The sequence below is a fragment of the Staphylococcus sp. AC872 genome (genome assembly GCF_979255425.1).
In genome coordinates this window covers 33,076-45,328 of sequence record NZ_CEEDKW010000005.1, presented here as the reverse complement: position 1 = coordinate 45,328, position 12,253 = coordinate 33,076, and the positions used below count along the sequence as shown (strand labels likewise).

The 12,253-nt window shown below is 30.6% G+C and carries 14 protein-coding genes; all 14 read left to right on the top strand.

What is annotated here, in order from left to right; genetic code table 11:
• The first annotated feature begins 38 nt into the window (after positions 1 to 38).
• The 14 genes from ACZ267_RS08950 (at position 39) to ACZ267_RS08885 (ending at position 12,219) form a co-directional block, all read left to right on the top strand.
• On the top strand, positions 39 to 1,382 hold the full coding sequence (locus tag ACZ267_RS08950) for a DEAD/DEAH box helicase (protein ID WP_002465729.1): 1,344 nt from the start codon (positions 39 to 41) through the stop codon (positions 1,380 to 1,382).
• A 9-nt stretch (positions 1,383 to 1,391) separates the two neighbouring features.
• The gene (locus tag ACZ267_RS08945; protein WP_002465749.1) at positions 1,392 to 2,282 is read left to right on the top strand and encodes a deoxyribonuclease IV; all 891 of its coding nucleotides are present in this window, start codon (positions 1,392 to 1,394) and stop codon (positions 2,280 to 2,282) included.
• A gap of 106 nt (positions 2,283 to 2,388) precedes the next feature.
• Complete coding sequence (locus ACZ267_RS08940) at positions 2,389 to 3,159, top strand: metal ABC transporter ATP-binding protein (RefSeq protein WP_002465755.1); 771 nt, start codon at positions 2,389 to 2,391, stop codon at positions 3,157 to 3,159.
• A 55-nt stretch (positions 3,160 to 3,214) separates the two neighbouring features.
• On the top strand, positions 3,215 to 4,075 hold the full coding sequence (locus ACZ267_RS08935; RefSeq protein WP_002465718.1) for a metal ABC transporter permease: 861 nt from the start codon (positions 3,215 to 3,217) through the stop codon (positions 4,073 to 4,075).
• Complete coding sequence (locus tag ACZ267_RS08930; protein ID WP_002465728.1) at positions 4,065 to 4,484, top strand: Fur family transcriptional regulator; 420 nt, start codon at positions 4,065 to 4,067, stop codon at positions 4,482 to 4,484. Before ACZ267_RS08935 ends, ACZ267_RS08930 begins: the two co-directional genes overlap by 11 nt.
• Positions 4,485 to 4,777: 293 nt before the next feature.
• A complete protein-coding gene (locus tag ACZ267_RS08925; RefSeq protein ID WP_002451880.1) occupies positions 4,778 to 5,377 on the top strand; it encodes a superoxide dismutase in 600 nt (199 codons plus the stop codon).
• Between the two features lie 128 nt (positions 5,378 to 5,505).
• The gene (locus ACZ267_RS08920; RefSeq protein WP_047210842.1) at positions 5,506 to 7,575 is read left to right on the top strand and encodes a peptidoglycan D,D-transpeptidase FtsI family protein; all 2,070 of its coding nucleotides are present in this window, start codon (positions 5,506 to 5,508) and stop codon (positions 7,573 to 7,575) included.
• Positions 7,576 to 7,706: 131 nt separating this feature from the next.
• Entirely contained in the window at positions 7,707 to 7,856 is a 150-nt protein-coding gene (gene rpmG, locus ACZ267_RS08915; RefSeq protein WP_002451882.1) for a 50S ribosomal protein L33, read from the top strand.
• A 231-nt stretch (positions 7,857 to 8,087) separates the two neighbouring features.
• Positions 8,088 to 8,642, top strand: a complete 555-nt coding sequence (locus tag ACZ267_RS08910) for a 5-formyltetrahydrofolate cyclo-ligase (RefSeq protein WP_015364967.1) — start codon at positions 8,088 to 8,090, stop codon at positions 8,640 to 8,642.
• The gene (locus ACZ267_RS08905; protein ID WP_047210840.1) at positions 8,639 to 10,093 is read left to right on the top strand and encodes a rhomboid family protein; all 1,455 of its coding nucleotides are present in this window, start codon (positions 8,639 to 8,641) and stop codon (positions 10,091 to 10,093) included. Before ACZ267_RS08910 ends, ACZ267_RS08905 begins: the two co-directional genes overlap by 4 nt.
• Positions 10,083 to 10,286, top strand: coding sequence for a YqgQ family protein (locus tag ACZ267_RS08900; RefSeq protein ID WP_002451885.1), 204 nt, complete (start codon positions 10,083 to 10,085; stop codon positions 10,284 to 10,286). Before ACZ267_RS08905 ends, ACZ267_RS08900 begins: the two co-directional genes overlap by 11 nt.
• Entirely contained in the window at positions 10,283 to 11,269 is a 987-nt protein-coding gene (locus ACZ267_RS08895; RefSeq protein ID WP_002465775.1) for an ROK family glucokinase, read from the top strand. The genes ACZ267_RS08900 and ACZ267_RS08895 overlap by 4 nt, the downstream gene beginning before the upstream one ends.
• Positions 11,269 to 11,592, top strand: coding sequence for an MTH1187 family thiamine-binding protein (locus tag ACZ267_RS08890; protein WP_015364969.1), 324 nt, complete (start codon positions 11,269 to 11,271; stop codon positions 11,590 to 11,592). Before ACZ267_RS08895 ends, ACZ267_RS08890 begins: the two co-directional genes overlap by 1 nt.
• Before the next feature lie 3 nt (positions 11,593 to 11,595).
• A complete protein-coding gene (locus tag ACZ267_RS08885) occupies positions 11,596 to 12,219 on the top strand; it encodes an MBL fold metallo-hydrolase (protein ID WP_002465751.1) in 624 nt (207 codons plus the stop codon).
• Positions 12,220 to 12,253 lie beyond the last annotated feature (34 nt).

Sequence of the window (12,253 nt, the reverse complement as noted above, 5' to 3'; positions counted from 1 at the left end):
TTATAATAGTAAAGATGAACTTATAAGGAGGCCATACAATGGCAAAACATCCATTTGAACACTTCGGTTTAAACTCAAGTATGATCGAAGCTGTAAAAGATTTAAAATTTGAGAAACCTACTGAAATTCAAAATAGAATTATTCCAAGAATATTAAAAGGAACTAACATTATTGGACAATCACAGACGGGGACAGGTAAATCCCATTCGTTTTTATTACCGTTAGTTAATCAAATTGATACGGACATTCATGAACCTCAAGCTATCGTTGTTGCACCTACAAGAGAATTAGCACAACAACTTTATCAAGCAGCTAACCATTTAAGCGGTTTTAAAGAAGGCGTCAATGCTAAACTATTTATCGGCGGTACAGATATTGAGAAAGACAGACAACGTTGTAACCAACAACCACAGCTAGTCATTGGTACACCAACAAGAATTAATGATTTAGCTAAAAGTGGTCATTTACACACACATTTAGCCTCATATTTAATCATAGATGAAGCTGATTTAATGATAGATTTAGGATTGATTGAAGATGTAGACTTTATCGCTTCACGTTTAGAAGAACATTCAAATATTGCTGTATTCAGTGCAACAATTCCAAAATCATTACAGCCATTTTTAAATAAATATTTAGAGCAACCTGATTTTGTAGAAGTTGATAGCCAATCACAAAATAAAAAGAATATTGAATTTTATTTAATTCCTACTAAAGGAACTGCAAAAGTTGAAAAGACACTTAAATTAATTGATATACTAAACCCTTATTTATGTATTATTTTCTGTAATAGTAGAGACAGCGCAGATGAATTAGCACGAACACTCAATGAAGCCGGTATCAAAGTGGGTATGATTCATGGTGGATTAACACCTCGTGAACGTAAACAACAAATGAAACGTATTAGAAATCTAGATTTCCAATTTGTGATTGCCAGTGATTTAGCATCAAGAGGTATTGATATTGAGGGTGTAAGCCATGTCATCAATTTCGATGTACCAAATGATATTGATTTCTTTACTCATAGAGTAGGACGTACTGGTCGAGGAAACTATCGAGGTGTAGCAATTACCTTATATAGTCCAGATGAAGAGGAAAATGTTTCTGCGATTGAAGATAGAGGTTATGTCTTTGAAAATGTGGATATTAAAAACGATGAACTTACACCTATCAAAGCACATAATACTAGACGCACTAGACAGCGCAAAGATGACCATTTAACTAATGAAGTTAAAAACAAAGTCCGTAGCAAAACAAAACGCAAAGTTAAACCAGGTTATAAAAAGAAATTTAAACAAGAAGTTGAAAGAATGAAACGACAAGAACGTAAACAATTTAGTAAACGTCAAAACCGTCAAAATAGAAAGAGTAGAAAAGGATAGGTGGATTATATGTTACTTGGATCACATGTATCAATGAGTGGTAAAAAAATGTTAGAGGGATCTGCAGAAGAAGCACACAAATTCGGTGAATCTACATTTATGATTTATACAGGTGCACCTCAAAATACTCGTCGAAAAAGTATTGAAGATTTAAATATCACAAAAGGTCATGAAGCTATGGAAAAATATGGCTTATCTAATATCGTGGTACATGCGCCTTATATTATAAACATTGCTAATACTACTAAACCAGAAGTTTTCGAATTAGGCGTTAACTTTTTACAAAATGAAATTGAACGTACTCAAGCCATAGGAGCTAAAGATATCGTCTTACATCCAGGATCACACGTTGGTGCTGGTGCAGAAGTAGGTATTAAAAAGATTATCGATGGATTAAATGAAGTATTAACCAATGACAATAATGTCAGAATCGCATTAGAAACAATGGCTGGAAAAGGATCAGAAGTAGGTCGTACATTCGAAGAAATCGCGCAAATTATTGATGGCGTAACACATAATGAACGTTTATCAATATGTTTTGATACTTGCCATACACATGATGCTGGTTACAACATTAAAGATGATTTTGATGGTGTATTAAACGAATTTGATAAAATTATTGGTGTAGATAGAATTAAAGTCGTTCATGTCAATGATAGTAAAAACGAACAGGGTGCACATAAAGATAGACATGAGAATATTGGATTTGGTCATATCGGCTTTGATGCACTCAATTATGTAGTACATCATGATACATTTAAAGATATACCTAAAATTTTAGAAACACCATATGTTGGAGAAGATAAAAAAAATAAAAAGCCTCCATATAAACACGAAATTGAAATGTTAAAATCACAAACATTTGATCCAAATTTAAAAGAGAAAATTTTAAATCAATAATTAAGTAAACTGGCGTTACAGATAATTCTGTAACGCTATTTTAGTCGTAAACATTACTATTTACATTACGTATATCAAGATGTATAGTATAAAATGAGGTGAAAAAATGACAACACCAGTATTTGAACTCAAAAACATTGATTATTATTTTGATCATAAGCAAGTACTCGAAAATATAAATATTAAAATTAATAAAGGGGAATTTTTAGCAATAGTAGGTCCTAATGGTGCTGGAAAATCGACTCTTTTAAAAATCATTTTAGGATTATTACCTTTACAATCTGGAGAAATTTTTATTGATGGTCATCCAATAAAAAATAATAAATCTTCCTTGAAAATAAGTTATGTTTCTCAAAAGGCCTCTTCATTTACTGCCGGTTTCCCAGCAAGTGTTAAAGAAGTAGTTCTTAGCGGACTAACTAAGACGAAAAAACTCTTCCAACGTTTTAATCAAAATGATGTGAAACAAGTTGAACATGTTTTAGAACGATTAAATATTTCACATTTAATTCATAAAAATATTGCGGAGCTTTCAGGTGGTCAACAGCAACGTGTTCTCATTGCTCGTGCTTTAATTTCTAACCCGAGTGTATTGGTTTTAGATGAACCAACTAATGGAATTGATGCTAAACACGTCAATGAGTTTTATGAAACTCTAGATCGCTTAAAAAAAGAAGGCATAACTATTATTTTAGTTACACATGATATTGGTGTAGTTGCTGATACAGCTACAGAAGTTGCATGTTTAAACAAACATTTACATTTTCATGGTACTACAGAAGATTTTAAATCTCTTGACGAAGTTGAAATTTCTAAAATATATGGTCATCCTATTCAATTCGTTGATCATCAACACAATAGAGAATGTTGTAACTAATATTATTATTAATGTTTATATATCTAATTAGAAATATTTTTGAGGAGTGTAACTCATGATAGATGCATTATTAAATTTTGATTTTATGAGATACTCCTTAATTAGTGGTATCTTAATAGGTTTTATTGCACCTTTAATTGGTGCTTTTATAGTAGTACGAAGGCTTTCACTTATTGCTGATGCATTGAGCCATGTTACATTAGGTGGAATATCATTTGGGATGTTTGTGATTACTGTTATACCTGCACTAACTTTAATTAACCCAATGTGGTTTGGTATATTATTTGCTATTATTGGTGCATTATTAATAGAAAAATTACGTACATCTTATACAAATTATCAAGAAATCGCAATTCCGATTATTATGAGTGCGGGTATCGCATTAAGTGCTATTTTTATTTCATTGGCAGATGGATTTAATCAGGAAATTGTTGGCTTGTTATTTGGTTCTATCAGTGCAGTAAACCTAAGTGATTTAACAACTATCATTTTCATTACTATATTAGTATTATTATTTATTACATTATTTTACAAAGAACTGTTTATATTATCTTTCGACGAAGAATATAGTAAAGTGATTGGTATTCCAAAATGGATTCAGTTTTTATTTATTGTCGTAGTGGCAATGGTTATTTCTGCATCCATGAGAGTAGTTGGAATATTATTAGTTAGTGCGTTAATCACATTACCTGTAGCAATTGCTATGCGTTGGACGAAAGGATTTAAACAATTAATTGTGTTAAGTATTATTATTGGTGAACTTTCAGTTATATTAGGACTTATTGTAGCTTTTTATATCAATATTTCACCTGGTGGCGTGATTGTAGTACTATTAGTCATTATGCTAATGATAACGATGACTTATCAAAAATTAAAAACAAAGTCACAAAAGGGAGATCGAAAATATGAATACTAGTGATGCAATAAAAATTTTAAAAGATAACGGTTTGAAGTATACAGATAAACGTAATTATATGCTTAATATTTTTGTTAAGGAAGATAAATATATTAATGCTAAATATATTCAACAAGTGATGGATAAAGATTATCCAGGTATTTCATTTGATACTATTTATCGAAATCTTCATTTATTTAAAGATTTAGCCATTATTGAAAGTACTGAATTAGATGGCGAAATGAAATTTAGAATTGCTTGTACGAATCATCACCATCATCACTTCATCTGTGAAAAATGTGGTGACACAAAGGTGATCGATTTTTGTCCAATTGATCAAGTCAAACAATATTTACCAAATGTCGATATTCATACACATAAACTTGAAGTTTATGGTGTTTGTGAAAAATGTCAAAAGGTAGCTAAATAATTAAACGATACTTTAATATTAAGATGGAATCATCAATAGGCTTTAGTAATTAGTCTAACTGATTCCATCTTATTTATTGTGAAAGTACACAAATATTCTCAATATGCATACTCCATTAGTATGAAATCGATTAATATGCATTTTTTATTATGTTTTAATGTTTAAAATAAGCCATTTTGAGATATATAATGACTGTAACGATAATTAGTAGCACATAAGTAAGCACATTAATTGTCGAAATTGTGACTGCTTGTTATGATGAAATTACAGACATTTTAGGAGGATGATTATTTATGGCATTTGAATTACCAAAATTACCATATGCATTTGACGCATTAGAACCACACATCGATAAAGAAACTATGGAGATTCACCATGATAAACACCACAACACTTATGTAACAAAATTAAATGCAGCTGTAGAAGGTACTGACTTAGAAGCTAAATCAATCGAAGAAATTGTAGCTAACTTAGATAGTGTTCCTTCTGATATTCAAACTGCAGTAAGAAATAACGGTGGCGGACACTTAAACCACTCATTATTCTGGGAATTATTAACACCTAATTCAGAAGAAAAAGGTGAAGTAGTAGATAAAATTAAAGAACAATGGGGTTCTTTAGATGAATTCAAAAAAGAATTTGCTGACAAAGCTGCAGCTCGTTTTGGTTCAGGTTGGGCTTGGTTAGTTGTTAATAATGGTCAATTAGAAATCGTTACAACTCCAAACCAAGATAACCCATTAACTGAAGGTAAAACACCTATCCTAGGCTTAGATGTTTGGGAACATGCTTATTACCTTAAATATCAAAACAAACGTCCAGATTATATCAGTGCTTTCTGGAATGTTGTTAACTGGGAAAAAGTTGACGAATTATACAACGCTGCTAAATAATTTAACAGTATTTACTAGAGTCTGGAACTTTAATAGTTTTCCAGACTCTTTTTTTATCAAAATGATAGAAAAATTTCTGATTTTCATATATCATTTTAAAGAGATACTTTGAATAGAGGTAGGTTGTTTTGCTTAAAAGATTAAAGGAAAAATCAAATGATGAAAAAGTAAGAAACACCATGAATCGAAGAATAAATTTTATCTTTGGTTTAGTTGTGTTTATTTTTGCAATTATGGTATTAAGGCTTGGCTATTTACAGATTGCACAAGGTTCACATTATAAACAGTTAATTAAAAATGATGAGAATATTACCGTGAATGAATCTGTACCTAGAGGACGCATTGTAGACCGTAATGGTAAGGTCTTAGTAGACAATGCATCTAAGATGGCTATTATATATACAAGAGGACGTAAGACATCGCAAAAAGAGATGCTCGAAACAGCTAAAAAGTTATCTTCATTAATTAAGATGGATACAGACAAAATTACTGATCGAGATAAAAAGGATTTTTGGGTCACTTTACATCCCCAAAAAGCCAAAGACTTAATGAAAAAAGAGCAGTCTATGTTAGAAGATGGAAGCATCTCTCAAGAACAATATGATGAACAACAACGTAAGAAAATCGGTAAAAAGCAATTAAGCGAATTATCCAAAAAAGATTTACAAATTTTAGCTATTTATCGAGAAATGAATGCGGGTAGTACATTGGACCCTCAAACAATTAAAAATGAAGATGTTACAGAAAAAGAATATGCAGCAGTATCTCAACAATTATCTAAATTGCCAGGTGTTAATACATCTATGGATTGGGATAGAAAATATCCTTATAAAGATACGCTAAGAGGTATTTTTGGTGATGTATCTACGTCAACAGAAGGTTTACCAAAAGAACTAACCGAGCAATATTTATCTAAAGGCTATTCACGAAATGATCGAGTAGGGAAATCATACCTAGAATATCAATACGAAGATGTACTTCGTGGTAAAAAGAAACAAATGAAGTATACAACTGATAAATCTGGTAAAGTCATCAATTCTGAAGTCGTTAATCCTGGTTCAAGAGGACATGATTTACAGTTAACAATAGATATTGACCTACAGAAAAAAGTAGAATCTCTTTTAGATAAACAAATTGCAAAGCTACGTAGTCAAGGTGCTAAAGACATGGACAATGCAATGATTGTTGTCCAAGACCCTAAAAACGGGGATATCTTAGCTATGGCAGGTAAACAAATTAGTAAAAACGGTAAATTAACGGATTATGATATCGGAAACTTTACAGCACAATTTGCTGTAGGTTCTTCTGTTAAAGGTGGTACATTACTTGCCGGATATCAAAATAAGGCTATTAAAGTTGGAGAACAAATGGTTGATGAACCATTAAAATTCCAAGGTGGACTAACAAAACGTTCTTACTTTAATAAAGATGGTCGTGTAACTATTAATGATAAAGAAGCGTTAATGCATTCATCTAACGTTTATATGTTTAAAACAGCCTTGAAATTAGCAGGAGATCCATATTATTCAGGCATGCCATTACCTAATGATATCTCAATTGCAGGGCAAAAACTTCGTAAAGGGCTAAATCAAGTTGGTTTAGGTGTTAAAACAGGTATCGATTTACCAAATGAAACAAATGGTCAAATTGAACCATTAACAAATAATCCAGGTAATTATCTAGATTTGTCTATTGGTCAATATGATACGTATACACCTTTACAATTGTCACAATACGTTTCAACTATTGCTAATAATGGATACAGAATTCAACCACATATTGGACTTTCTATACACGATGCAACAAATAAAGATGAATTAGGTCCAGTAAAAAGAAAAGTAAAAGGAAATGTATTAAACAAAGTTAATAATTCTCAAAAAGAAATTGATGAAGTGAAAGATGGCTTTAAAATGGCATTTAACGAAAAAGATGGAACAGGATATGCTAGTTTCAAAGATACAGTAGTACCTTCAGCAGGTAAGACAGGAACAGCTGAGGTATTCCAAGATGGTGAACCAAGAGTAAATTCGACATACATTGGTTATGCACCAATTAAAGATCCAAAATTAGCTTTCTCAATAGTTTATACGAATCAACCTGTACCGCCTCCTTGGTTAAATGGTGGAGATTTAGGAAGAGATGTCATTAATTATTACTTTAAAGATAAAGATAAAAATGGTGATAGTACAGAAAACTAGTCGTTTCATTTAATTCTATTTAGTATTATTTTCAAAAGTATTACTATTGATTCTTAAAATTTACTTTGCATTTAATAAACTAATTGGTATAATGTAAAGGTCGTATTTAGAAAAGGTAAGGAGGAATAATCATGCGCGTTAACGTTACATTAGCTTGTACAGAATGTGGTGAAAGAAACTACATCTCTACAAAAAACAAAAGAACAAACCCAGAACGTATTGAAATGAAAAAATACTGTGCACGTGATAATAAACAAACTTTACACCGTGAAACTAAATAATTAATTTATTTAACTAAACAAATATTCAATACAAAAAGACGGAAATCTAAATTTAGATTCCGTCTTTTATTTTTAAGCAATGCTTAACATTAGTTAAATTTTGACAATCATTCTACAGAATTTTGAACAATATCTTCAATATAGAAATGGTATTCACTAATATACGATTCAACTTAATGACATAAAATTATATAAACGTTATAATATGGAATAGTAAAAGTAGGTGAAAAAATGAATAAAAAAGATATAAGATCGTCTATTTTAACCACAATGAAAAAACATTCTAATACTGAAAAAAATATTGCTGATGATTGGTTAGCCAATCAATTTTTTAATTCTCAATCATATCAAGAGGCAACATCAATTGGTATAGTTTTATCCTTACCGCATGAAGTTAATACATATATAATTATTCAACAATCACTGAAAGATCATAAAAAAATATTTGTTCCTGAAGTAGACTACAAATCCAAATTGATGACTTTTAAACAATTATTAGATTTGAATGAAATAGAACGTGATGCAAAAGGGATTTATCATTCCATTTCAAATACTCAAACCACAGATCAATTAGATTTAGTTGTCGTCCCCGGTGTCGGATTTAAAAGTGATGGATATAGGATAGGATATGGGGGCGGTTTTTATGATCGTTTTATTTCAAATTTTAATCCGAAAACAATTAGTTTATTATATGATTTTCAATTAATTGATTTTGAACCGGATAAACACGATCAGCCTGTAGATGAGTTGATTATATATAAAAGCCGCAAATGGAGGCAAAAATGAACATAAAAAAACAATTTTGGAAAACCATATATTACTGGATTAGATATTTAAATTATGATGTTATAAGTAGGGAAAAAGATGACCAAGAAATATGGTTAAGTAATAAAAAGAAAAAAAGTATAGTCATATTTTCAAATTATGTTACTACCACGCAAGAAATTCGTTTTGATAAAAGTAAAATAATTGAAAATAAAGAAAAAATTGAATCAAATGTTGGATACAAACCTTCATCCATTCAATTTTATTACTTTACAGACAAATCAATAACAACAGATGCTTTAGACAGAACATATCCTTTAAAATTGAAATTCAAAATTATAAATGAAGATAGAGATTTAGAACGCGCGATGCCTAATGTTTTCTTAACTAAATTGTTTAAACGTGATGATTCAAAAAAAACAGCTATCTCATATAGAAATAAAGTACTATCGAACAATATTTTAGATAAACATATGCAACGTTTTTCACCCGTTACTTATATATTAATTATATCGAATGTTATCTTATGGTTATGTATGATACTTTATTTCAACCGCTTTTCTGATATAAAATTACTTGATGTAGGTGGGTTAGTACATTTTAATGTTGTTCATGGTGAGTGGTATCGATTAGTGACATCAATGTTTCTACACTTTAATTTTGAACATATTTTGATGAATATGTTATCACTTTACATTTTTGGTAAAATTGTAGAATCAGTGTTAGGATCCTGGAAGATGTTGGCTATTTATTTATTTGCTGGCATTTTCGGTAACTTCGTATCATTATCTTTTAATACAACTACAATTTCCGTTGGTGCTAGTGGTGCAATCTTTGGACTAATAGGTTCAATTTTTGCCATTTTATATTTAAGTAAAACATTTGATAAAAGAGTAATTGGTCAATTATTAATTGCATTGGTTATTTTAATTGGTCTATCATTATTCATGTCAAATATTAATGTTATGGCTCATTTAGGAGGATTTATTGGTGGACTACTAATCACCTTAATTGGCTATTATTTTAACGTAAACCGTAATATATTTTGGATATTATTGATTGTCTTATTAGTGCTTTTTGTGGCAATGCAAATTAGAATATTTAGTATTAAAGAGGATAATATTTATGACAAATTAATACGAGATCAAATGTTATCAGGACACTATGATGAAGCCAAAAAAATTGTTAATCAATCTATTAAAAAAGATTATGCAGATGATCAAACATATTATTTAAGTGGATTGATCACTGCTACTAAAAGTTCTAAAGCCGAAGCTATGGCAGACTGGGAACGTGGGTTAAGATATTTTCCCAATTCGGCTACATTAAATTATGAAATGGCAATAGCCAACCGTTCATTAAAAGATAATGATAAAGCTTTAAAATATATAAAAAAAGCGGTAAAAGCTAACCCTAAAAATTCTCAATATAAAAATTTAGAAAAAGAGTTGAGTGAAAAAAGTGACTCGTAAACTTAATAATTTTTATGATGTTTTACAGTTATTAAAAAAATATGGATATATCATCTATTTCAAAGATCCTCAAGATATGTATGAAATGATGTTACAAGAAATCAAATCTTTATACCATTTTGAGTTATTAACCAAAGATGAATATCTTAAATGTATAATGATAATAAACCAAAGAAGGAATGAACATAAATGACGAAAATTATTTTAGCTGCAGATATTGGTGGGACTACTTGTAAATTAGGTATATTTAATACTAATCTCGACCGTATTGAAAAATGGTCAATCCATACAGATACAACTGATCATACAGGAAAATTACTTTTAAAAAATATACATGAATCATTTGAAGAAAAAGTTGCTGAACTAGGTTATGAGATGTCAAATGTTATCGGAGTGGGAATTGGTGTTCCTGGACCGGTAGACTTTGAAACTGGCGTAGTTAATGGTGCTGTCAATTTACATTGGGAAGATAGTGTTAACGTTACTGAAATTTATCAAAGTTTCATAGATTGCCCAGTCTATGTTGATAACGATGCGAACGTTGCAGCATTAGGTGAAAAACATAAAGGCGCAGGTAAAGGCGCTGATGATGTTGTTACCATCACTTTAGGAACAGGCCTTGGTGGCGGCATTATTTCAAATGGTGAATTGGTACATGGCCATAATGGTTCTGGTGCTGAAATAGGTCACTTTAGAGCTGACTTTGATCAACGATTCAAGTGTAATTGTGGTAAATCCGGTTGTATAGAAACTGTTGCCTCTGCTACTGGTGTTGTTAATTTGGTTAATTTTTATTATCCTAAATTAACTTTTAAATCATCAATCCTACAACTCATTAAAGATAATAAAGTAACAGCTAAAGCAGTATTTGATGCAGCTAAAGAAGGTGACCAATTCTGTATTTTCATTACTGAAAAAGTCGCTAATTATATTGCATACTTATGTAGTATTTTAAGTGTAACTAGCAATCCTAAATACATTGTATTAGGTGGAGGCATGTCTACAGCAGGACTAATCTTAGTAGAAAATATTAAAACTGAATACCGTAACTTAACATTTACGCCTGCACAACAAGATACTGAAATTGTACAAGCAGAGTTAGGAAATGATGCAGGTATAACTGGCGCAGCTGGCTTAATTAAAACATACATTTTAGATAAAGAGGGTGTGAAATAATGGCAATTGTTGACGTTGTAGTTATTCCAGTAGGTACTGAGGGTCCAAGTGTTAGTAAGTACATTGCTGAGATTCAAACAAAATTAAAAGAATATAAAGATCAGGGCAAAATAGATTACCAATTGACTCCTATGAACACGCTTATCGAAGGTGATTTAAAAGATTTATTTGAAGTAGTACAAGCAATTCACGAATTACCATTTGATAAAGGTTTAGATAGAGTTTGTACCAACATCAGAATTGACGACCGCAGAGATAAATCTAGAAAAATGAATGATAAGTTAAAATCTGTACAAAAACATTTAGATAATGGTGGGGAGTAAATCATGAGAATCTCTAGTTTAACTTTAGGGTTAGTAGATACCAACACGTACTTTATAGAAAATGATAAAAAAGTATTACTTGTGGATCCATCTAGTGAAACAGATAAAATTGTTAAAAAGTTAAATCAAATTAACAAACCTTTAGAAGCAATAATACTTACTCATGCACATTATGATCATATCGGGGCATTAGACGATATTATAAATAAATACAATGTACCAGTATATATGCATAAAGAAGAATTTGACTTCTTAAACGATCCAGAAAAAAATGGTGCATCAAAATTTAAACAATACGGTATGCCACAAGTAATTAGTCAGGCGAATCCTGAAGCACTTGATGAAGGTCAGGCACAAATAGGGGATTTCACATTTAATGTATTGCATACACCTGGACACTCGCCTGGAAGTTTATCATTTGTATTTGATGAATTTGCAGTCGTAGGCGATACTTTATTTAATAATGGTATTGGTAGAACTGATTTATATAAAGGTGATTATGAAACCCTAGTTGATTCTATTAAAGATAAATTATTTGAATTAGATGGCGATTTACCATTATTCCCTGGACATGGACCATATACCACAGTCGACGATGAACAATTGAATCCATTTTTAAATGGTTAAAGTAAATTTAACACCTCCTACGTAAATATAAGTA